The 22,422-nt window shown below is 63.2% G+C and carries 18 protein-coding genes; 4 read left to right on the forward strand and 14 right to left on the reverse strand.

Translation table 11 applies throughout. The features are described from left to right. Positions 1-174: 174 nt before the first annotated feature. From DEA8626_RS11385 to DEA8626_RS11400, 4 genes are all read right to left on the reverse strand, one after another. Positions 175-1,287, reverse strand: coding sequence for an ABC transporter ATP-binding protein (locus DEA8626_RS11385; protein WP_108853137.1), 1,113 nt, complete (start codon positions 1,285-1,287; stop codon positions 175-177). Positions 1,288-1,292: 5 nt separating this feature from the next. Continuing rightward, a complete protein-coding gene (locus DEA8626_RS11390) occupies positions 1,293-2,171 on the reverse strand; it encodes a carbohydrate ABC transporter permease (RefSeq protein ID WP_108853139.1) in 879 nt (292 codons plus the stop codon). Continuing rightward, positions 2,171-3,067 (reverse strand): carbohydrate ABC transporter permease, encoded by an 897-nt coding sequence (locus DEA8626_RS11395; protein ID WP_108853141.1) that lies wholly within the window; start codon positions 3,065-3,067, stop codon positions 2,171-2,173. Before DEA8626_RS11395 ends, DEA8626_RS11390 begins: the two co-directional genes overlap by 1 nt. A 118-nt stretch (positions 3,068-3,185) precedes the next feature. Further along, positions 3,186-4,430, reverse strand: a complete 1,245-nt coding sequence (locus DEA8626_RS11400; RefSeq protein WP_108853143.1) for an ABC transporter substrate-binding protein — start codon at positions 4,428-4,430, stop codon at positions 3,186-3,188. 217 nt (positions 4,431-4,647) lie between these two features. Between DEA8626_RS11400 and DEA8626_RS11405 the strand changes: the two genes are divergently transcribed. The 4 genes from DEA8626_RS11405 to DEA8626_RS11420 all read left to right on the forward strand — a co-directional run bounded on the left by DEA8626_RS11405 (position 4,648) and on the right by DEA8626_RS11420 (position 7,693). Further along, positions 4,648-5,661 (forward strand): LacI family transcriptional regulator, encoded by a 1,014-nt coding sequence (locus DEA8626_RS11405; protein WP_108853145.1) that lies wholly within the window; start codon positions 4,648-4,650, stop codon positions 5,659-5,661. A gap of 49 nt (positions 5,662-5,710) precedes the next feature. Next, positions 5,711-7,003: an AGE family epimerase/isomerase gene (locus DEA8626_RS11410; protein ID WP_108853146.1), complete on the forward strand. Its 1,293-nt coding sequence runs from the start codon at positions 5,711-5,713 to the stop codon at positions 7,001-7,003. Positions 7,004-7,119: 116 nt separating this feature from the next. Continuing rightward, positions 7,120-7,308, forward strand: a complete 189-nt coding sequence (locus tag DEA8626_RS11415) for a hypothetical protein (RefSeq protein WP_146188862.1) — start codon at positions 7,120-7,122, stop codon at positions 7,306-7,308. Positions 7,309-7,489: 181 nt separating this feature from the next. Then, positions 7,490-7,693 carry a dodecin family protein gene (locus DEA8626_RS11420; protein ID WP_108853150.1) on the forward strand — a complete coding sequence of 68 codons (204 nt, stop codon included), beginning with the start codon at positions 7,490-7,492 and terminating at the stop codon, positions 7,691-7,693. A gap of 568 nt (positions 7,694-8,261) precedes the next feature. Here DEA8626_RS11420 and DEA8626_RS11425 read toward each other — a convergent pair. From DEA8626_RS11425 to DEA8626_RS11470, 10 genes are all read right to left on the reverse strand, one after another. Next, complete coding sequence (locus DEA8626_RS11425; RefSeq protein WP_146188863.1) at positions 8,262-8,501, reverse strand: hypothetical protein; 240 nt, start codon at positions 8,499-8,501, stop codon at positions 8,262-8,264. Between the two features lie 127 nt (positions 8,502-8,628). Continuing rightward, a complete protein-coding gene (gene rpoD / locus DEA8626_RS11430; protein WP_108853154.1) occupies positions 8,629-10,623 on the reverse strand; it encodes an RNA polymerase sigma factor RpoD in 1,995 nt (664 codons plus the stop codon). 113 nt (positions 10,624-10,736) lie between these two features. Next, on the reverse strand, positions 10,737-12,671 hold the full coding sequence (gene dnaG / locus DEA8626_RS11435; protein WP_108853156.1) for a DNA primase: 1,935 nt from the start codon (positions 12,669-12,671) through the stop codon (positions 10,737-10,739). A gap of 145 nt (positions 12,672-12,816) precedes the next feature. After that, positions 12,817-13,365 (reverse strand): sarcosine oxidase subunit gamma, encoded by a 549-nt coding sequence (locus DEA8626_RS11440; protein ID WP_108853158.1) that lies wholly within the window; start codon positions 13,363-13,365, stop codon positions 12,817-12,819. Continuing rightward, positions 13,358-16,297 carry a sarcosine oxidase subunit alpha family protein gene (locus DEA8626_RS11445; RefSeq protein ID WP_108853160.1) on the reverse strand — a complete coding sequence of 980 codons (2,940 nt, stop codon included), beginning with the start codon at positions 16,295-16,297 and terminating at the stop codon, positions 13,358-13,360. The genes DEA8626_RS11440 and DEA8626_RS11445 overlap by 8 nt, the downstream gene beginning before the upstream one ends. Next, complete coding sequence (locus tag DEA8626_RS11450; protein ID WP_108853162.1) at positions 16,294-16,611, reverse strand: sarcosine oxidase subunit delta; 318 nt, start codon at positions 16,609-16,611, stop codon at positions 16,294-16,296. The genes DEA8626_RS11445 and DEA8626_RS11450 overlap by 4 nt, the downstream gene beginning before the upstream one ends. A 139-nt stretch (positions 16,612-16,750) precedes the next feature. Then, positions 16,751-18,001, reverse strand: coding sequence for a sarcosine oxidase subunit beta family protein (locus DEA8626_RS11455; RefSeq protein WP_108853163.1), 1,251 nt, complete (start codon positions 17,999-18,001; stop codon positions 16,751-16,753). Positions 18,002-18,202: 201 nt separating this feature from the next. Beyond that, positions 18,203-19,564, reverse strand: a complete 1,362-nt coding sequence (locus tag DEA8626_RS11460) for a pilus assembly protein TadG-related protein (RefSeq protein ID WP_108853165.1) — start codon at positions 19,562-19,564, stop codon at positions 18,203-18,205. 6 nt (positions 19,565-19,570) lie between these two features. After that, positions 19,571-19,981, reverse strand: coding sequence for a TadE/TadG family type IV pilus assembly protein (locus DEA8626_RS11465; RefSeq protein ID WP_108853167.1), 411 nt, complete (start codon positions 19,979-19,981; stop codon positions 19,571-19,573). Between the two features lie 413 nt (positions 19,982-20,394). After that, positions 20,395-22,290: an acyl-CoA synthetase gene (locus tag DEA8626_RS11470; RefSeq protein ID WP_108853169.1), complete on the reverse strand. Its 1,896-nt coding sequence runs from the start codon at positions 22,288-22,290 to the stop codon at positions 20,395-20,397. Positions 22,291-22,422: the final 132 nt, after the last annotated feature.

The following is a 22,422-nucleotide window of genomic DNA, read 5'->3' on the forward strand; positions in this document are numbered from 1 at the left end:
ATTCTCTGTACTGCGGCTTGGCAAGCACGACATTAGGTGCTCTAGGTGAGACACGAAGGTGAGACACATCCGGCAACCTGCACAGGGAAAGCTCGTGTTTCTAAGTGCTTACGGAAATGGTGGCCGTTCCAGGGTCGCCCACCATTTTCCAACCCTTGCGTTCAGACCGCCCCGTCACGGAACAATTCTGGTTTCGTCTTTCGGATCGAATGCGACCGCCTTCTCCATGTTGACGGCGAACTCGAAGGTTTGGGCAGGCGCGACGTTGACGTCGGCGCGCATGCGGGCAATGGCGTCCGTGCCACCGAGGGTCATGGTGACAAAAGTGTCCGAGCCCGCCGGTTCGGTTACGCCAATGAGGTTCTTAAGTGTCGCGATGTTTCTAGAATTGCGGTCGGCACCGTCGGGGTCGGTGATTGCTTCCGGGCGGATGCCGAGAAGGATTTCCCGGCCGTCCCAACCGGCGAGGTTCTCCTGGCTGAAGCGCAGGAACTGTTCGGTTCCTTCAGCATCTGTCACGGCTGCATGGGGCACCCCTTCGCGCAGCGACACCCGGGCGGGCAAGACATTCATTGCCGGGCTGCCCATGAATGTCGCCACGAAGACATTGGTGGGGGTGTCGTAGATCTCCTTCGGCGTGCCGAGTTGCTGGACATGGCCCTGGTACATCACCGCAATCCGGGTCGAGAGCGTCATCGCCTCGATCTGGTCGTGGGTGACGTAGACGATGGTGGTCTTCAGCTTCTCGTGCAGCTTCTTGATCTCGGTGCGCATGTCGACCCGGAGCTTGGCGTCGAGGTTCGACAGCGGCTCGTCGAAGAGGAACACGTCGGGGTTGCGCACCAGCGCACGGCCCATGGCGACGCGCTGGCGCTGGCCGCCCGAGAGCTGGCCGGGCTTACGGTCGAGCAGGCGGTCGATTTGCAGAAGCTGCGCCACGTCCGCAAGCGCCTTGTCGCGTTCCGGTTTCGGCACGCCGTGCATCTCGAGCCCGAAGGTCATGTTCTGGCCGACGGTCATGTTCGGATAAAGCGCGTAGCTCTGGAAGACCATCGCGATGTTGCGCTTCGACGGGTGCACGCCATTGACCACCCGCCCCTTGATAGAGATGTCGCCCGACGTGATGCTTTCGAGGCCGGCGATCATGTTCAGAAGGGTGGACTTGCCGCAACCGGACGGCCCGACGAGAACCAGGAACTCTCCCTCCTCGACCTCGATGTCGACCCGGTGCAGGACTTCGACAGGGCCGTAGGATTTGGTGACGTTGGAGATATCGAGAAAGCCCATTGTCCTTATCCTTTCACCGAGCCGGCCATCAGGCCGCGCACGAAGTAGCGCCCGGCGACGATGTAGACGAGAAGCGTCGGCAAAGCCGCGAGGATCGCGCCGGCGAAGTGGACGTTGTATTCCTTCACGCCCGTCGACGATTGCACGAGGTTGTTGAGTGCCACCGTCATCGGCTGGCTCTGGCCGCCGAACGAGGCGCCGAACAGGAAGTCGTTCCAGATGTTGGTGAACTGCCAGATGACCGAGACGACGGTGATCGGCCCCGAGACCGGCAGCATGATCCGCCAGAAGATGCGGAAGAACCCCGCCCCGTCGATCATCGCGGCGCGCACCAATTCGGTCGGGAAGGCCGCGTAGTAGTTGCGGTAGTAAAGCGTGGTGAAGCCGATGCCGTAGACGATGTGGACGAGGATGAGACCCGGGATCGAGCCTGCGAGCCCGAGCTTGCCGAGGATCATCGCCATGGGGATCAGCACGATCTGGAACGGGATGAAGCAGGAAAACAGCATCAGCCCGAAGAGGATCTTGTCGCCCCGGAAGCTCCATTTGGTCAGAACGTAGCCGTTCAGCGCCCCGAGGATGGTCGAGATCGCGACCGCCGGCACGACCATGAGCACGGAATTGAGGAAGTAGGGCCTAAGCCCGGTCGGCTCCACCCCGATCTGCGCCGAAGACCAGGCTTGGAACCAGGGCGTGACCGTCCAATTCTCCGGCAGCGCCATCATGTTGCCGCCGGTGATCTCGGGAAGCGGCTTGAGCGAGTTCGAAAGCATCACGAAGAGCGGCATGAGGTAGAAGAGCGCGAAGACGATGAGCACAACGTAGATGAAGGTCCGCGTGACGCGCCCGGTGCGGATGGCGGTGTCCTGGGTCGCAACCGACATCACGACTTCTCCTTCAACTCGGCGTAGAGATAGGGGATCATGATCGCGGCGATGGTCATCAGCATGATCACCGCAGATGCTGCGCCCACCCCCATCTGGTTGCGGGTGAATGTGTAGGAATACATGAAAGTCGCGGGCAGCTCCGTCGCGCGCCCCGGTCCGCCGCCGGTCAGCGCGATGATGAGGTCGTAGGATTTCACCGCGAGGTGGCTGAGAATGACAAATGCCGAGAGGAACGCCGGCCTGAGCAGCGGGATCACGATCCGCCGGTAGAGATTCCAGTTTGAGGCGCCGTCGATCTGGGCGGCCTTCAGAATCTCGTTGTCGATGCCGCGCAGCCCCGCGAGGAACATCGCCATGACGAAGCCCGAGGTCTGCCAGACCGCCGCGATTACGACGGTATAGATCGCCATGTCGCGGTCCTTGATCCAGTCGAAGCGAAATGTCTCCCAGCCCCAGAGATGCATCGTGTTCTCAAGCCCGATTCCGGGGTCGAGGATCCATTTCCAGGCCGTGCCGGTGACGATGAAGCTGAGCGCCATCGGGTAGAGATAGATCGGGCGCAGCATCCCCTCCCCGCGGATCTTCTGGTCGAGGAAGATCGCGAGGCCGAGGCCGATGGCGGTGCAGATCGTGATGTAGAGCGCGGCGAATATCCCGAGATTGGCGATCGCCGTCCACCAGTGGCTAAGGCCCCAGAGCCGGGCGTAGTTGTCGAACCCGACGAGGTCGTAGCTTGGCAACATCTTCGAGCCGGTAAGGCTCAGATAGACTGTGAAGATGATGAAGCCATAGACGAAGACAAGCATCGCAGCCAGCGAGGGCGATAGGACAAGCTTCGGGATCCAGTCCTGAAGCCGGGTGCGGAAATCCGCCTCGGTGGCATGCTGCGCCATCGTTTCCCCCTTCCGGCGCCCGGAGCACCGCGCTCTGCGTCAGATCCTGGCGGGCCGGAAGTGTCCCCGGCCCGGCGCCGAGGAAGCCGGACGGACCGGCTTCCCCGAAGGTGCGGGATTACTGAGCGGCCTCGACCGCGCTGACCAGCTCCTCGGCGGCCGTCTCGGCATCATACTCGCCGTTGAAATGCGCCGTCACGACGTCGTAGATCGCGTTCTTCACCGAGGCGGGGACCGCGTGCCCATGCGCCATCGAGCCGAAGAGCCGCCCGTTCGAGTTCGCATCGGCGAGATCGGCCATACCCTTCTTGCCGCAATCGTCGAAATCGTCGTTCGGCACGTCGGTGCGCGCCGGGACCGACCCCTTGACCACGTTGAAAGCGGACTGGAACACCGGGTCCATGACCGCCGACGCCATGGCAAGCTGGGCGGCCTTCGCATCGTCCGAGGCGACGTCGAACATCACGAACTGGTCGGAGTTGAAAGTGACCGCACCCTGCGTGCCGGGGAAGCGGATGCAGACGAAGTCCTGGCCCGGAACCTTCTCTGCGCGCAGGAACTCGCCCTTGGCCCAGTCGCCCATCATCTGCATCCCTGCTTCGCCGTTGATGACCATCGTCGAGGCGAGGTTCCAGTCACGGCCCGAGAAGTTGTCGTCGACGTAGCCGCGCAGGACGCCCATCCGGTTGAACGCCTCGACCATCGTCTCGCCGCCGAGCGCCTCGGGGTCGAGATCGATCATCGAGGCTTTGTAGAAGTCGTCGCCGAGGCTCAGGACCACCGCGTCGAAGATCGTCGCATCCTGCCAGGCCTGGCCGCCGTGACCGAGCGGCGTGATGCCGTTCGCTTTCATCGCGTCGAGCACTGCGATCAGCTCGTCCCAGTTCGTCGGCTCGCCGAGGCCGGTCGCGTCGAGCGCCGCCTTGTTGATCCACACCCAGTTGGTCGAGTGGACGTTGACCGGTGAGGCGATCCAGTTGTCGTCGTACTTGGAGAAGAACTGCAGCGCGTCGGGTACGACGGAATCCCACCCCTCCGCTTCGGCAACCTCGTTGAGGTTGCCCACGACGCCCTCTGCCGCCCAGTCCCGGATGTCGAAGCCGAGCATCTGTACAGCGGTCGGAGGGTCGCCCGCCGTGACGCGCGCGCGAAGCGTCGTCATCGCCGCCTCGCCGCCGCCGCCCGCAACGGGCATGTCGATCCAGCCGATGCCCTGGCTCGCGAGGCTTTCCTTCAGGACGTTCAGGGCGGCCGCTTCGCCACCAGACGTCCACCAGTGCAGCACTTCAACATCCGCTGCGGGCGCCGCGCCCGCCGTCATTGCCACAACGGCCGCGCTTGCGGCGAGCTGTCTGATTTTCATTGGTTCCTCCCGAGTTTTGTAATACTCACTTATAACGTTTTAAACTCTACCCCTGTCAAGCGATTCGTTGACTCGATTGGTTGTCAGGCAACTTACTGTAACGCAACTGATTTATCTCCTAACTCTCGAAACTCTTGCCTGACAGAATGGCTCGATTGAAATTTTTATCGTCATAACCTACAAGTGAGAGAAACCGGGGATTCGAAGGCCGGCTACCATGCCAGAACGCTCGAAAGCGCAACGACCGACACAGCGCACGATCGCCGAACAGGCGGGGATTTCTGTGGGCGCCGTTTCGCGTGCGCTGGCCGACGACCCACTGATCGCCGAGGGAACGCGCGCGCTCGTGCGGAAAATCGCGGAGGAGATCGGCTACACGCCGGACCGGGCGGCGCAGCGACTTCGCACAGGGCGCACCCATGTCATCAGCCTGATCCTGCCGCCGCATGACGAGATCTTCGGCTTCGGCACGTCGATGATCCGCGGCATTTCCACGGCCCTGGACGGAACGCCCTATCACCTAGTCGCCATGCCGGACTTCGGGCGCGGGGAATCCGAGGCGACGATCCGCAGGGTCGTTCGCGACAGCCTCGCCGATGGCATCATCTTTTCCCGTACGGAGCCCGACGACCCTCGCATCCGGTTCCTTCTGGAGGAGGATTTTCCCTTCGTCAGCCACGGCAGATCCGAGCTTGCGACACCCCACCCCTACGTCGATTACGACAATTTCGAGTTCGCGCGCCGCGCCGCGAAGCGGCTCGTCGCTATCGGCGCGCAGCACCTTGCTATTCTGCTTCCGCCGCGCAGGTTCATGTTCTCCCACCATCTCCTGCACGGCTTCATGACGACGGTACGGGAAAATGGCGTACGCCACGAAATCCTCGACAATGCCACGCTCGTCAGCCCCCCCGACACAATCAAGGATGCCATAGCGCGCAGGTATGCCGAGCCTGACCCGCCCGACGCTCTGGTCCTTCCGGGCGACATGGCGGGTCTTGCCGCGCTCGCCGCGATCCAGGATCTGGGTCTCGTGCCCGGGCGCGAGGTCCACCTGATCGTGAAGCAGGCTTCGGGTATGTTCGGCCTTGTCCGGCCGCGCGTGGAAAGTCTGTACGAAGATCTCGGAGCGGCAGGGGAAAAACTCGCGGCCCTGCTCTTGCGGCGGATCAACGGAGAGCCGGCAGCCGCGCTTCAATTTGTACAACCAGTGGCCGAGACGCCCGTAAGCTGAACCAGGCAGCGCCTATAGCCCTACTCTGGTTTCCATCCATGAGGTTTGGATTGTGATCGACAGACACTTACCCGGCCCCGCCGACGCCGACGGCTGCTGGCTTGACTGCGAAGCGCATCGCGCGTGGCTTGCCGCCGACGCGCGGCGCCAGTTCGATTTCTTCCGCGCCAGCCTAAACCCTGTCGCGGGCTTCCATGTTCTCGACTATGACGGCGCACCGCTGCCCGACACGGTCCAGGAACTGCACACCACGACACGGCTGGTGCATTCCTTTGCGCTCGGCAAGCGCGCGGGTCTCGGCGATTGCGACGCGGTTATCGACCAGGGGATGCGGTATCTCTTTAGCCATCACCACGACGAAAAACATGGCGGCTATCATTGGGCGATGGACGGTAACAGCGTTCACGACGGACGCAAGCTTGCCTATGGCCATGTCTTCGTCCTTCTCGCAGCAGCGAGCGCCCAGATGGCCGGCCATCCCGATGCCGAGCGGCTGATCAACGATGTCGACGGCGTGCTCGACGCGCGTTTCTGGGACGAGGAGCACGGGCTCTTCCTCGACGAGTGGAACCGCGACTGGTCGCCGTTTTCGACCTATCGCGGCATGAACGCCAACATGCATGCGGTCGAGGCGCTGCTCACCGCATACGAGGCGACAGACCGCGCGAAGTACATCGACCGCGCCGGGCGAGTCCTGGATTTTTTCCTGCGCAGGATCGCCCCAGCTCATGACTGGCGATTGCCCGAACATTACACGGCCGACTGGCAGGTTGACCGCAGCTATTCCGGAAATCCGATGTTTCGTCCGGCGGGCACAACCCCTGGCCACTCCTTCGAACTCGCACGCCTCGCGCTCCAGTACTGGGATCTTTGTGGACGACCGGGCGACGAGTGGCCCGCCGCCGCTCGGCACCTCGTCGATCGCGCGCTCGCCGATGCCTGGGACGAGGAGCGTGGGGGGCTGGTCTATACCCTAGATTTCGGCGGAACGCCCGCCATCCGATCACGCTACTGGTGGCCTGTGACGGAAGCGATAGGGGCCCTTGCTGCGTTCATCAAGCTCGATCATGGCGAGCGGGACGAGGGCTGGTATCGTCGTCTGTGGATATTTGCCGGCAGCCATTTTGTCGATCATGAGCGCGGCGGATGGTTTCCCGAGATCGACGACGACGGCCAGCCAACGACGACGCAGTTCAAGGGCAAGCCAGACGTCTACCACTCGGTTCAGGCGGCGCTCCTGCCGCTTGTTCCCGGATTGTCGCGCCTGGGCGAGAAGATGGGTTCGCTCGCACTGGACTCCGGACGGCCTGCCGCCGCACCGAGAGACGGCGGAATAGCCTGAAGGGAGTTGCCCTCAACAAATCTGCTCATAGTGCACCGTCCCGGCGCGATTCAGCTCTGCTCCGGCCAGTGGGAAAGTTTACGGTCCGCGAGGTAGCGCGCCACTTGACGGGGAAGTTGGCCGAAACGCTTGCATCTCGCGACCGTGTGATCGGCGGTGTCAGCTTCCCAGAAGACATGCTGAAGGAACCCCACTGGATCGCCTTCCCGGCGGGCGATCTCATCGCTATCCTTTACATTGAGCTGCCGAAATTCGAGTATGTGTTCGCGTATGAGTTCGAATTGGCAATGCACGCCCGGTGTTAGGTCCAGATGATTGGAAAGGAGCGTCGGACCCGTCCTCGGCGCCCTGAGAACTGCGAACCGGACAATCTCGCTCGGCACCGGAACCTCCTATTCCGCGGGACAACGCATGACCAATCGAAATGCGGGAACCCGCGGCCCGTCGCGTGAGTTGCTGTTTCTCTAGATAGAAAGGGAGAACCCCATGAGTGTGGCCCGCGTAACCGAGATCTCCTCGACCTCAAAGGAAAGCTTCGACGATGCAGTGAAGCAGGGCATCGCCCGCGCTTCCAAGACGGTCCGCAACATCAAGAGCGCCTGGATCAAGGAAAGCACCGTCGAGGTCACGAACGGCCAGGTATCTGAATTTCGGGTCAACATGGCCGTGACCTTCGTTCTGGACGATTGACCGGCATTTCACGCCTTTTCACGCGTGAAACGGAAAGCAAATAATTGAAATCGCTTGGATCTGCGGTTTCCCTTTTGCTTATTTGAAACCACCGAGGGACGTGTACGTCTGGATGAACGGTCCGTTTCGATTTACTTGCGGCGCTGCCCGTTGAGGGTTGTGTCGATGTAGGGAGTGGTCATCGACAAATCGCGGCCGGCGGGCGCCAGGTCGATTAGGTCGCCTTCGTGCCTGCCCATCTCTAGCCTCCAAAGGTGCGTGCGTTCGAACGCCGGAAGCGCACCGGTCGCGGCCGACAGGCGCGGCCTTGGCGGCGGTTTCGCGTAGCGGAGGGCAGCGCCCGCCCGGGGGCGGACGAACCGTGCAGGTGACCACAGGGTCTAGACTTGCTATGAGGTAGACTTCACAGCGACAGCTCGAACTGCCACCATGCGTTCTTATGTTCGTCCATCCAACCAAGCGTGTATCGGGCCGATTCATTCGTGTAACTACTTGAGTAGTCTGGCCTTATCCTTCGCTTGGAATTGTTATCGCTTCGCTGCCGCCCAAGATTTCCGCGGTTCCGTTTTCATGCTTCGTGAGTTACGCGGACTGCATCGGCTTTCTGGTTTGAGGGTATGATGTAGTAGTCGGGCGCTTCCCCGTCCGGTTTGCCCAAATCGGCAAAAGCGTAGAAGAGACGCTCGGCACGAATTTCTTCATGCTTCTCATGCATGTGCCAACCGCCATCGCCACCAACTGTTGTCCGGGTCTTGACCTGAATTGAAAAGAGCCGGTCCCCGCTGCGGCCGGCGATGAGGATGTCCATGCTTGGCGCACCTTGTGGCGCTAGCGCAGCAATGTGGCCGCGCCGAAGAAGTTCGCCCATCACGAGATGTTCGCCTGCAGCGCCAACAATTTCTGATGCAAGCAGGCGAGCTAATTTAGGCTGATCCCTACTGATCTAGGAAGCTCCTGAGCTTCCGGCTCCGGCTCGGATGCTTCAGCTTCCTAAGCGCCTTCGCCTCGATCTGACGGATGCGCTCGCGCGTGACCGAGAACTGCTGGCCCACTTCCTCAAGCGTATGGTCGGTGTTCATGCCGATGCCGAACCGCATCCGCAGAACCCGTTCCTCGCGCGGGGTGAGGGAGGCCAGGACCCGTGTCGTTGTCTCTTTCAGGTTCTCCTGAATGGCCGAGTCCAAGGGCAGGATCGCGTTCTTATCCTCGATGAAATCACCAAGCTGCGAATCCTCCTCGTCGCCGATGGGGGTCTCCAAGGAAATCGGTTCCTTGGCGATCTTCATCACCTTGCGCACTTTCTCCAGTGGCATTTGGAGCTTCTCGGCCAGTTCCTCGGGCGTCGGTTCGCGGCCGATCTCGTGCAGCATCTGGCGGCCGGTGCGGACAAGCTTGTTGATCGTCTCGATCATGTGGACCGGGATGCGGATCGTGCGGGCCTGGTCGGCGATCGACCGGGTGATCGCCTGGCGGATCCACCATGTTGCATATGTGCTGAACTTGTAGCCGCGGCGGTACTCGAACTTGTCCACGGCCTTCATAAGGCCGATGTTGCCTTCCTGAATGAGATCAAGGAACTGCAGGCCGCGGTTCGTGTACTTCTTGGCGATCGAGATGACTAGGCGAAGGTTCGCTTCGACCATTTCCTTCTTGGCCTGCCGCGCTTCCTTCTCGCCCTTCTGGACCTGGTTCACGATTCGGCGGAATTCCGAGATGTCGACGCCGACATATTGACCGACCTGCGCCATGTCGCTGCGCAGCGTTTCGACCTTATCGCGGCTCTTTTCGATCAGCGCCTGCCAGCCCCGCCCGTCCTTCTCGTCCATGCGCTCGACCCAGGTCGGGTCAAGCTCGTAGCCGCGGTATTCGTCGATGAATTCGCGCCGATTGATGCGCGCTTGATCGGCGAGCTTCACCATGTTCGAGTCGATCGACATGATCTTGCGGTTGATGCCGTAAAGCTGGTCGATCAGCGCCTCGATCCGGTTGTTGTGCAGGTGCAGCTCGTTCACGAGCGTCACGATCTCTGAACGCAGCTTCTGATAGGCGGTCTCGTCGGCGATCGAGAAGCTGCCATCCTCATTCAGAGTGGCCGACATGCGTTGGTCCTGCATCTCGGCAAGTTCGGCATAGTCGCGCGCGATCGCCTCGAGCATCTCCAGAACGCGCGGCTTCAGCGCTGCCTCCATCGCGGCGAGCGACATGTTGGAGGCGTCGTCGTCCTCGTCCTCGTCCTCGTCGTCGCTGCTCACGATAGGGTTGCCGTCGGCGTCGAGTTCCGGTTCGTCGCTGTCGGCGGACTTTTCGGGCTTGCTGCTACCGGCGCCCTCGACCACCGGCTCGTCGGCTTCGGCGTCATCTTCGAGCGATCGACCAAAAGTCGTCTCAAGGTCGATGACGTCGCGCAGAAGGATGTCTTCGTTCAGAAGTTCGTCGCGCCAGATCGTGATCGCCTGGAAGGTCAGCGGGCTTTCGCATAGCCCGGCGATCATCGTGTTGCGGCCTGCCTCGATGCGCTTGGCGATGGCGATCTCACCCTCGCGCGACAGAAGCTCCACCGTCCCCATCTCGCGCAGGTACATGCGCACCGGGTCGTCGGTGCGATCGAGCGTCTCGCCCGACGTGGTGGCCACGGTCACCTCGCGGGAGGTCGAGGTCTCGACGACTGCCGTCGTTGCGCCTTCGGCCTCCTCGGCCTCATCGTCCTCGATGACGTTGATGCCCATTTCCGACAGCATCGACATCACGTCCTCGATCTGCTCGGACGATACCTGTTCGGGCGGGAGGACCTGATTAAGCTGGTCGTACGTGATGTAGCCACGCTCGCGCGCGTCCGCGATCATCTTCTTGACCGCGGCCTGGCTCATGTCGAGAGAGTGTTCGGCACCGTCGGTATCGGGCTTTTCGTCTTCGGTGTCCTTGGCTGCCATCAGGGCTCCTTCCGGTCTCGGCGATTCGGCGGGGCCAAGCGCGAATCGGTTCCGTCTGTCTTAGCGAATCACAAACGCGAATCACAGGGGGCGCGCTGGTGCGTCCGCCCGGTTCAGCTTTTCTTCTTTTCCCACACTGCCCTGTCGATCAGGCCTTGCAGCTGGGCCGACAACGCGGCGCGGTCTTCGCCCAGGTCGCTGTCGTCGTCGAGCTTCGACCGTTCGGCGCGATGCCGCGCCTCCGCCGCCTGGGTTAAACGCCAGGTCAAGCCTTCGTCGGCCAGTCCAGTCAGATCTTCCATCGCCTCCTCGACCTCTGTGGCCACGCCCCGCCGCGCCTCGAGTTTCGCCAACTCCTCGGCGAGGCACAGGGCGGCGGCATCGGTGTCGGCCGTGTTGCGCACAGGGGGAGCGATCTGCACTTGGGCAAGGCCCATGAGCTTTTCAAGGTCGGCACCCGCGACCTCGGCGACTTTTTCGTGGAAGGCGCCGGCCTCTTCGCCCGCGGCACCCAGAATCGCGATACGCAGCCGATCATGAACGGGGTTGCGCATCTCAACTGCCTCGAGCTGGCTTTCGAACCGCTCGGCACAGGCGGGATGGCTCATACAGATCGCAAGAATCATCGCCTCACGCAGATAGTCCTCCACCTCGGGACCGGCGGCCGGGCCGAGAAGCGACGCGCGCGTCTGCGGCAGGGGCTGGGCGGGCGCAGCCCGCCAACGGCCGTCGCGGCGCGCGGGCGCGCCTCTGAGCGCGCGCGCCTGGCCAAAAAGTTCCGCACGCAACCTGCGGACCTCTTCGCCGTAATGCGCCCGGATCGACGGGTCGGCGATCCGTCCGATCTGAGCGCGCAGGCTCTTGTCGAGCGCGGCCCGCCGCTCGGGGCTGTCGAGGACCTTGCCTTCGGTCTCGCGCCGCCAGAGGAGGTTGACCATCGGCTGCGCCTCGGCGACGAGTTTCGCCATCGCCTCGCGGCCCTGCATCCGGAGAAGATCGTCGGGGTCCATGCCCTCGGGCAAGATCACGAAGCGCAGCCCCTGACCCGCTTCGATCAGCGGCAAAGCGAGATCGACGAGCCGCGTCGCCGCGCGGATGCCGGCGGTGTCGCCGTCGAGCATGATCAGCGGCTCATGGTGGATGCGCCATAGAAGGCGTAGCTGCTCTTCGGTGATCGCCGTGCCCAGGGGCGCGACCGCCGCCTCGAAGAACGCGCCGACCAGCGCGATCACGTCCATGTAGCCCTCGGCGACGATCAGCGGCTGGCCCCTCCCCGCCGCCTCGCGGGCGGGCCCGTGGTTGTAGAGGCTGCGGCCCTTGTCGAAGAGATCGGTCTCGGGGGAGTTCAGGTATTTCGCCCGCGCGTTGGGGTCCATCGCCCGGCCACCGAGCGCGATGCAGCGCCCACGCGGGTCGCGGATTGGATAGATGATCCGCCCCCGGAAGCGGTCATAGGGCTGCCCGCCATCGTCCGGCCGGGCGCACAGCCCCGCATCGACAATGAGGTCTGAGCCAATCCCCTTGCCCTGAAGTGCCCGGAAAAGCTCCTGCCGCTGATCCGGGGCAAAGCCAATCTCGAACCGCTCCTGCGCCGCCTCGCCGAGCTTGCGCCGCATGAGATAGTCCCGCGCCGCCGCGCCCGCCGCTGTCTTCAGCTGCAGCCGGTAGTGGCGGACAGCCTCTTCCATGACCTTGGCCAGTTCGGTCCGCCGGTCCGCGCGTTCGGCCGCTTTCGGATCTTGTGCCGGCATCTGCATTCCGGCCTCGCGCGCGAGAAGCTCGATCGCTTCCATGAATCCCATGTTCTCGCTTTCACGCAGGAACGAGATTGCGTCGCCCTTTGCGTGGCAGCCGAAGCAATAGTAGAAGCCCTTGCGATCGTCGACGTGGAACGAGGCAGTCTTTTCCTGATGGAAGGGGCACGGCGCCCAAAAGTCGCCCTTCGCCTGATTGGACTTGCGGTTGTCCCAAGTGACCTTGCGCCCGACCACGTGGCTCAGCGTGGTTCGGCTGCGCAGTTCGTCCAGGAATCCGGTTGGGAGACTCATAGTGCGAATATCGGCGCTCGTGGAATGCGGAGCAAGAGGGCTTTCGGTACAGAAGAAAACACACCTGCGTCTTCTTTTTCCCGTTAACTCGTGGGGAAACGCGCGTCAGCGGCGATGAGGCCAGCGCCGCCGACTGACGCTTGCCTTAGAGTACCGAAGTGCGGGCGGCGCGCGCTGCCATGGCATGGCGAATCTCTTCCACCGCCGTCGCCGCCATCGAGCGGAAGACCATGATTTCGAAGCAATCATCGCCCGTGCGGTGAAGGATCATCATCATGTGGTTGAGCCCGCTCCGCGCGACCGTCCCGACCGGAAACACCGCCGCGCGCAGATCGAGCGGCACGAGGCGCGCGAGTACCTCGGCCACATGCGGCCCGGTCAGCTCCATTCGCGCCCAGGCGTCGCTCTGGTCGGTCAGCGCGGCGATGCCGTCGAGGCCCTCGGGCACTGGTCCGACGAGGAACGCCTGCCCCCGGCCCGTCCACAGGCAGGCGCCCGCCTGTCCCGTCACGGCCTGCCCCGGCTTGGGCCAGCCGAGGCCCAGCGACTTCAGCGCGGTTGCCACGCCGCGATCTTTTCCGGCGAACGGGGTGACTGAAGTGATACGGGCCTCTCTGGCTTCGCTCAGCTTCAGGCCACCGTCGAGGACGGGCAATAAATCGTCGCAGGGTGATTTTTCGATCAGGCTAGGCACGGGCGCGGGTTCCTTCCGGGTCGAAGAAAACGGGGTGCGTGACCTCACAGACGACATCGGTTCCCCTGAGGTGGTCGACGAGGCGCACGGTCTGGCCGACCCGTTCGCGGCCGTTCCTGAGGAAGCCCAGCCCGATCCACGACTTGAGCGTCGGCGAATAGGCGACCGAGGTGACATAGCCCTGGTCGTTCGCCGAGACCGGCTCCGCGCCTTCGTTGAAGAGATGCGCGCCCGCGTCGATGGATCGGCCTCGTGGAAGCGGCTTCAGCCCGACGAGTTGTTCGCGTTCCGGGCCTGCGAGTCCGGGCCTCTGGCTGGCCGCCTTGCCGATGCATTCCTTCTTGCCCGAGACCATCGACTGGAGCCCGATGTCGAACGCGGTCACTCGACCGTGGATCTCGGCATGGGTGATGAAGCCCTTCTCGATCCTGAGGACGTTCAGCGCCTCCATCCCGTAGGCGCCGCCGCCGAGACTTTCCGCGCGCGCGACGAGATCGCGGTAGAGCGCCTCGCCGTAGCGGGCGGGCACGGCGATCTCGTAGCCGAGTTCGCCCGAAAACGAGATCCGGAAGAGCCGCGCCTCCACCCCCATCAGCCGGGCCGTGCCCCAAGAGAGGAAAGGCAATGTGTCACCGTCGATCGGGGCTTCGAGGACCGAGTTCAGAAGCTCGCGCGCCAGGGGGCCCGCCACGGCGAACTGCGCCCACTGTTCGGTGACGGAGATCATGCGCAGGTCCCAGTCCGGGCAATGCGCCTGGAGTACGAATTCGAGATGGCGCATGACAAGGCCCGCAGCCGCCGTCGTCGTGGTCATCATGTAGTGGTTCGCCCCGAGCCGCGCGGTCGTGCCATCGTCGGAGATCATCCCGTCCTCGCGCAGCATAAGCCCGTAGCGGACCCGGCCTTCCTTCAGCGTTGAGAAGGTGTTGGTGTAAACCAGGTCGAGAAAGCGCGCGGCGTCCGGCCCCTGGATGTCGATCTTGCCAAGCGTCGAGACGTCGCACACGCCGACCCTTTCGCGCACCATCGTGACCTCGCGGTCGCAGGTCTCGCGCCAGGTCGGCTCGCCAGGCCGCGGGAAGTAGGCGGGGCGGTACCAGAGCCCGGCCTCGATCATCGGCGCGCCGCGCTCGGCGGCGGCCTTGTGCGAGGTGGTGAAGCGCTGGGGCGCGAAGCCCGTCCCCTGCCCGCCCGCGCCGAGCGCGGCGATCGAGACCGGCACATAGGGTGGACGAAATGTCGTCGTACCGGTTTCGGGGATGCCGCGTCCGGTCGCGTCGGCGAGGATGGCAAGCGCAGCGATATTGGAGTTCTTGCCCTGATCGGGCGCCATGCCCTGCGTCGTGTAGCGCTTCATGTGCTCGACCGAGGCGAAGTTCTCCTGCGCGGCGAGGCGGACGTCCTTCGTCGTCACGTCGTTTGCGAAATCGAGCCAGGCGCGGCCCTTGCCGTCAGGCACTTCCCAATAGGCGCGGAGCCGGACCGCGCCGTCCTCGGCCTCGGGCAGGTCCGCCGCTTTGACCTTCCGGCCCAGCGCGGCGAGCGTCTCCGCCGCCGCCGCCGCGCCTTCGGCGAGGCAGGCCTTTGTCGAAAACGCGCCGTTTGCAGCACCAGCCACCGTCAGCCCGGGCACCATGCCGGGCCTAGGCACGAAGGACGCGATCTCGTCGCGCCATTCAGGCCGGCCGCCCATGTGGCAGGCAAGGTGCAGCGCGGGGTTCCAGCCGCCCGAGACGGCGAGGCAGTCGGCGACGACGCGAGAAATCTGCCCCGCCTTGTCGGCGATCACGACCTCACGGAGCCCGAGCCGGCCGACGGTATTCACAATCCGCGCGCCGGTACGAAGGGGAAGATCGCTTTTGGCGGTCGCCTCCTCGCGCACGTCGATTACGGCAGCCACGTTGACGCCGGCAGCCGCGAGGTCGTGTGCCACGCGGTAAGCATCGTCGTTGTTGGCAAAGATCGCGACCGATTTACCCGGCGCCACTCCGTAGCGGTTGAGATAGGTGCGAACGGCCCCCGCCATCATCACGCCGGGCCGGTCATTGTTCGGAAACGCGATCGGGCGCTCGTGGGCGCCGGCAGCGAGCACGGTTCGCTTCGCCACAATCCGCCAGAAGCATTCGCGCGGAAGCGCCGAGGGCGGGCTAGCGACGTGAAGGCCGACGCGTTCGAGCGCGCCGTAGGTGCCCCCGTCATAAGCGCCCGTGACAGTCATGCGTGGCATCAGCCGGACGTTCGGCAGGTCCGCCAGTTCGGCAAGAACCCCATCCGCCCAGCCCGCGGCGGACTGACCGCCGATCTCGTGCGTCTCGGCCAGGCAGCGTCCACCCATCCGGTGATCTTCCTCCGCAAGGATCACGTCGGCACCGGCGCGCCCGGCGGTGAGCGCGGCCATTAGCCCTGCGGGTCCCGAACCGATCACGAGGAGATCGCAGAACGCCCAGGCCTTCTCGTAGATTTCGTCGTTCGACTTCCGCGACAGCGCGCCCAGCCCGGCAGCGCGCCGGATCGACGGCTCGTAGACCTTTTCCCAGAAGGATCGCGGCCACATGAAGGTCTTGTAATAGAAGCCCGCGCTTAGAAAAGGTGCCAGAAGGTCGTTCGCTCCCATCACGTCGAATCCGAGCGAAGGCCAGCAGTTCTGCCCGCGCGCATCGAGGCCGGTATGGATCTCCTGTACCGTAGCGCGGACGTTGGGAACTTGCTTTGCGTCGCGCCCGACGGTGACGAGCGCACTCGGCTCCTCCGAACCGGCCGTCATCACGCCCCGCGGCCGGTGATACTTGAAGGACCGCCCGAATAGTCTGACGCCCGAGGCAAGGAGCGCGGAGGCGAGCGTGTCGCCTTGAAAGCCGGCATAGTCCTTACTGTCGAAGCGGAAGCCTACAGGGGCGGTGCGGTCGATGATGCCCTTGCCAGAGACCCTCATTTCGCGCGCTCCTTGCCCTTTGCGGCAGATTTCCCGGGCGTCGCCCCGCCGCCGCCGGCGCGATCGGTCAGGAGGCGCGTCGACAAGACCTCGTGCGTGACTGTGTTGCGCGTCACTTCGATCCAGGCCGAACAGCCGAGTTCGTGATACCAGAGATCACGCGTTTCTCCGGCGGGGTTGTCGCGCAGATGCAGATAGTCGTCCCAAGTCTCGAAGGCGGCATCCTCGGCCGGGCGGTCGGCATAGACGGCGTCGCCGTAGTAGTAGAATTCGCGCCGGTCGCGGTCGCCGCAGAGGGGGCAGGTTATGCGCATGGAGCGACCTTTCGGAACTCATGGGGAGGAACCAGAGGCGCGGAGGGCAGCGCCTGCGCCCGGGGGGTGGGTCGGGCGCGGTCCGGCATTTCCACCAAGCGGGGCAGGTCGATCGGTCTGTGCAACATCTCCGTCCCCCTCAGTGCAGATTGTGCTGGCTGCCCGTGCCTTCCTCGTCGATGAGGTGGCCGGTAGCGAAGCGGTCTAGGCGGAAGCGGCGGGCGTATTCGTGCGGGTCTCCGGTCGCCATGAGGTGGGCCATGCACCAGCCAGAGGCGGGCACGGCCTTGAACCCGCCGTAGTTCCAGCCGCAATCGATATACAGGCCGCCGACATCGGTACTGTCGATGATCGGGGAACCATCGGGCGTCATGTCCATGATACCGCCCCAGCTCCTCAACACCTTCGCCTTGCCGATCATCGGCATCAGTGTCATGCCGGCCTCCATAACATGCTCTACCATCGGCAGGTTGCCGCGCGCCGCGTAGGAGGCGTAGAAGTCCAGATCGCCGCCGAACACGAGCCCGCCCTTGTCAGACTGACTGATGTAGAAATGGCCCATGCCGAATGAGACGACATGGTCTATACACGGCTTCAGCCCCTCGGTCACGAAGGCCTGCAGGACGTGGCTTTCGACCGGCAGCCGGATGCCCGCCATCGCCGCCACCTGACCGGACCGCCCGGCGACGATGATGCCTACCTTGCGGGCGCGGATCGGGCCCCGTGTCGTCTCTACGCCGCGAACGCGCCCGTCCACGATGTCGATTCCCGTCACCTCGCAGTTCTGGATCAGATCGACTCCGCGCTGGTCGGCGCCGCGGGCATAGCCCCAGGCGACCGCGTCGTGCCGCGCGGTCCCACCGCGCCGGTGCAGGAGCCCGCCATAGATCGGGAAGCGCGTCTGCTCGAAATCGAGATAGGGCAGATACCGACGCACGCCCTCGCGGTCGAGGAGCTCGGCATCGTCGCCCTGGCCCACCATCGCGTTGCCGCGCCGCGCAAACGCATCGCGCTGGCCATCGGAATGGAAGAGGTTGATGAGGCCCCGCTGCGAATGCATGACATTGTAGTTGAGGTCGGCCTCGAGCCCCTCCCAGAGCTTCAAGGAGTGCGAGTAGAATTCCTGATTGCCCCGCAGGAAGTAGTTGGCGCGCACGATCGTCGTGTTGCGCCCGACATTGCCGCCGCCGAGATAGCCCTTTTCTAGCACCGCGATGTTTGTGATGCCGTGGTTTTTCGCGAGATAGTAGGCGGTCGAGAGCCCATGTCCGCCGCCGCCGATGATTAAGACCTCGTATTCCGGCTTCGGATCAGGATCGCGCCAGGCGGGCTTCCAGCCCTTGTTGCCGGAAAAACCCTCGGAGATGACCTTGAAACCCGAATAGCGCATTGTGTCCTCCGTCCCGGTTCTAGTGAACCGGGACGGGGCAGAGATTTCAATGCCCACGCGTAAAATCCTGTCATTCCACGACATCAGATGTCGCCCGGACGCGCCCGAGGCAAAAAAGCGGCCGGTTCGCGATGACCCGACCGGAACGCGCGTCGGAAACCGACGAGGGAATCACAGGCCCGCTTCCCGGGGCCGCACGGGTCACTTGGCGAGTCTGAAATACGCCGCTTCGTAACTGTTCTCCATACCCGAGCCGCAGAACCCGTAGCCGCCGTTCGAGGTGACGTCGATCATGCCGCCCGCGACGAGCGACACGCCCTCGAGCCCGTCGGCTCTCGCCGTCAGAGAGATGTCCTGCGCCGCGATGATCTGGCTGCCGAAGATGCTGGCATCCGAAGGAAAGCTGACGCTGCCATGCGAGACGATTTGGACATCGCCGCCGGGCAGGCAATTGTCGTCACGCCCGATCACGACGCCGGCACTGCCGGTCACAGCAGTGGATTCGGCGTTGTTGCTGAAGATGACCGCGTTCTCGATCACCGCCCCGGCCTTGATCTGGAGCCGGCAGTTGGTGAATAGCACCGCGTTTTTCAGCTCCGAGCCTGGGTTTAGGGAGTAGTTCATCTTGTCCTTCTTGCAGGTGACGTCATGGATCGCGTTTTCGGTGAAGGTGCCCGGCTCGGCATCCTTTCGGTAGTTCAGTCTGACGACGCCCGCGTTCGAGATGTACTGGCGATAATACTCCGTCGCGCTTGAGGACATGATGCCGTAGTCAGTATGGTAAGGATCCTCGATGCCCTGAAGAATGCTATCAATCCGTTGCAGGATGCGTAGCCGGTAAGAGCCCGAACGCAACGCCTCTTGAGCGCCTGAGTTGGTTTTGAAGCCCGACGCGGGCAGTTCGACATCCGCCGTGTCTGGCATTGAGATCACCACGCCCGGCTCGAAAACGTTATTCGAGCTGAGCTTGACGTGGCTTTGCGAATGAATGCAGAAGCCGTTGGTGTAGTAGCTGTTGCTTTGCACCTCGACGCGGTCCTGAGCGACGAAGCCTTCCCTGAAGCATGCCGGATAGTAAGTCTCGTAGACCGTACCGCTGGTGACATCCCAGTTCGCGAGGCCCGCGAGCCCCAGCAGGTAGGTCGCCACGCCGTTGCCATTCGCGGCGTGGCGCTTGGTCGAGACAAGCACCGCATTGCGCGAGTTCGAATCGGCGGTAAAGAGCTCGGCGTCACGGTCCCAGTCGCCGAACATGATGTCTTCTTGACTCAGAACGCTGCCGAACGATGGCGCCGGCATCGACGCCGACGCGAGTTCGATCGCCCTCGCCTTTGCGTCCTCGGCGCCGTTAAGCTCGCGCGTCAAGATCGCGGCATGAGCTGCGGAGTCGGCAGCGACTTGCAGATGGGTGCGGTTCGCCATTGCGTTGCCGTAGTCCACAGCCAGTCCGCCGAGTATCAATGACGCTACAAAAAGCTGCAGGTTCAGCGCCGTAATGCCGCCGTTCTCGTCATTCAGAAAGCGATTCATATTCGTGCAGCCCCATTGTTCCATGCCGGTCATCGCTGGTCACTCCTGAAGATGTTCTGCGCGCACCGTGAGCCTTGTGTTGGCGAAGGCGCCGACAATGCCGAATATGTCGAGATCGGTGAGCGGGACGCTGGCGGTTGTCATGATCAGACCGCTGCTTGAGAGCACGGTATCGGCCTGCGCATTGCTGCTGAGCGTCTGAAGCCGGGTCAGGACGAATGCTTCGGTCTCGGACTCGGTCGTCAGGCGACCAACCGCCATGTTCCGGTTGGCGCTTTGCACCACACTTAGAATGCGAGACTGCCCATGAAAGATCAGCGAGACGTCGGCGAGCAACGCCAGGATCGTCAGGAAGAATGGCAGCCAGAGGACGGCCTCGATCGTCGCCGCCCCGCGCTCATCGCGCGAAAATCGGACAAAAGGCCGGAAGCAAGCGAAGCGGCAGCGCATCGTTACACGTTCCCCAGATCAACCGCCGGTTTAACCAGCGCGCTTTTTCGCCCCCGCATTTCAAACTCGCCCGAAATCTGGCGAAAATGTGGCAGCCCCTCGGATTCCGTAAACAAACGCGGGATTTCCGGCGATTTTATACCTCCGTTAATCATGCGTTCATGTTTGTTAACACCCCATTCATATTGAAGATTGCCAATACACGCGTCCTTCGGGCCCCCCTGTGGACCGATTCGGTGCGGATTTCCGTGCCGGCATGACGCCGCCGCGAAAACGTCACAACTTGGCCTTGATCACTCGTGCTGTGCCCGCTGGGCGGAATGCATCGGGCGTGCACCGGCGAGCGCGCGCCATGACTTCAGTCGGGGCTTCAACCGAAGCGGGTAAGGCACGCGGAACAATGTTAGGGCGGCTTATTCGGCCCAGTCCCATGGCCGAGTGAATTCGCCAAGCTTGTGCTTCAGCGCCTCCTCGTCCACGTCGCCGGTTTTCTTCAGGCATGCGACGAGCCCGCGCTTCTTGTCTTCGGTGACCTCGCGAACACGCACCGCGAAGCCCGCTTCGGTCAGCGCGGCATCGTAGACACGTTGGATCGCGAGCTTGCGCAAGGCCGGCTTGAAGATCTTTCCAACCGCCGTTTTCGGCAACTCCGGCAGGATTTCGATATGCTTCGGAATTGCCGCGCGTTCGTGGATGTGTGCCTTCGCGTGTTCCAGAAGCTCTTCGACCGTGACGCTGGCGCCATCGACAAGCTCGACGTAGGCGCAGGGCAGTTCGCCCGCGAAGGCGTCGGGCTGTCCGATAGCGCCCGCGAAGGCGATGGCGGGGTGGCCTGCCAACGCCTCCTCGATCTCGGCCGGGTCGATGTTGTGGCCGCCGCGGATGATCAGGTCCTTCGCCCGGCCCGTGATCCAGAGATACCCGTCAGGATCAAGCCGGCCCAGATCGCCGGTTCGGAGGTAGCGGCCTTCTGCGAAGAGATGGCGGTTCTTGTCCACCTCCGTGTAGGTCGAGCCTTCGAATACTCCGGGATTGGAGACGCAGATCTCGCCCACTTCATCGACGCCGCATTCGGTCCTGACTGTGCCATCAGCATCCGTGTGCAGGATCCGGACATGGCTGTAGGGCAATGGAATGCCGACGGACCCCACCCTCTTCTCGCCATTGATCGGGTTGCAGGACACCATGCAGGTCGCCTCGGTCAGCCCGTAGCCTTCCGCGATCTGCACCCCGGTAGCCTCTTCGAACCGGCGGTAAAGCTCCAAAGGCAGCGGCGCGGAACCCGAGATCGCTGTCTTGAGCGAGGAGACATTGGCATCGACCGGGCGCTGCATCAGCGCGGCGATGGCAGTCGGCACCGTGATAAGGAAACTGACCTGCCAGCGCTCAATGAGCTTCCAGAAGTTGTCGAACACGCCGTCGCCGCGATAGCCGGCGGGCGTCGGCATGATCATGTGTGCACCCGCTGCGATGACCGACATGAACACGGGATAGGCGGCAAAGACATGAAAGAGCGGCAGAGGACAGATCAGCACATCGGTCTCGTCAAACAGAAGCCTGCCACCGAGCCATCCGTTGTAGATCATGCCGGAATATTTGTGCTGTGCCACCTTGGGCATTCCTGTCGTGCCGCCGGTATGGAAATAGGCCGCAACGCGGTCTTTGACGCTGTCCTCGAAGCTGAGCCGGTCGGCGGGCATCTTCGCGCATTCGGCATTGAAATCCTTCACTACCGCCTTGTGCTCGACAGAGATCTTCGGACGCACGAGCGGCACGATCCAGCTTTTCGGTGGCGACAGATAGCGGTTCAGGTCGACTTCGAGCACGGTCTGGACGCCGGGGGCGAGCTTCAGCGCCTCGGCGGCTTTCTGGGGCACATCTGTCTTGGGGAACGCCTTGAGGGTCACCAGCACCTTGGCGTTGGTTTCGCGCAGAATCGCGGCGATCTGTTCGGGCTCCAAGAGCGGGTTGATCGGGTTGACGATGCCCGCGACGGCGCCCCCGAGCAGGGTGGCCGCCGTCTCGAGACTGTTGGGCAGGAGATAGGCCACAACATCTTTTTCGCCGATACCAAGGTCGCGGAAAAGGTTTGCTGTCTGATTGACCCGGCCGAGAAGCGTGTTCCATGACCACGTCTCGGCCTTGGACTTCGGATCGGACAGGATCTGAAAGCTCACGGCGTTTCGCGCGCCGTGCGCATCGCGCGTGCGGCTCAGGAATTGATAGAGCGTGACCGGCAGGTCGCGCTTCTCGTACGGCATTTCCTGTTCGACCGCATCGCGGTCGGCTATCCCTGCAAATCTTGCCATTCCGATCCTCCCTCGATCCCCTTGGGGGCTCTTTGTTGGGGCGCAGGATGCGGCCAAAGCGTCCGCAGGGCAAGACTGACACGGGGCTCAGAGGCGGCGCGACGCCACGTCAGAATGGGCCGAACGACCGAA

Source organism: Defluviimonas aquaemixtae (assembly GCF_900302475.1).
GTDB lineage: Bacteria > Pseudomonadota > Alphaproteobacteria > Rhodobacterales > Rhodobacteraceae > Albidovulum > Albidovulum aquaemixtae.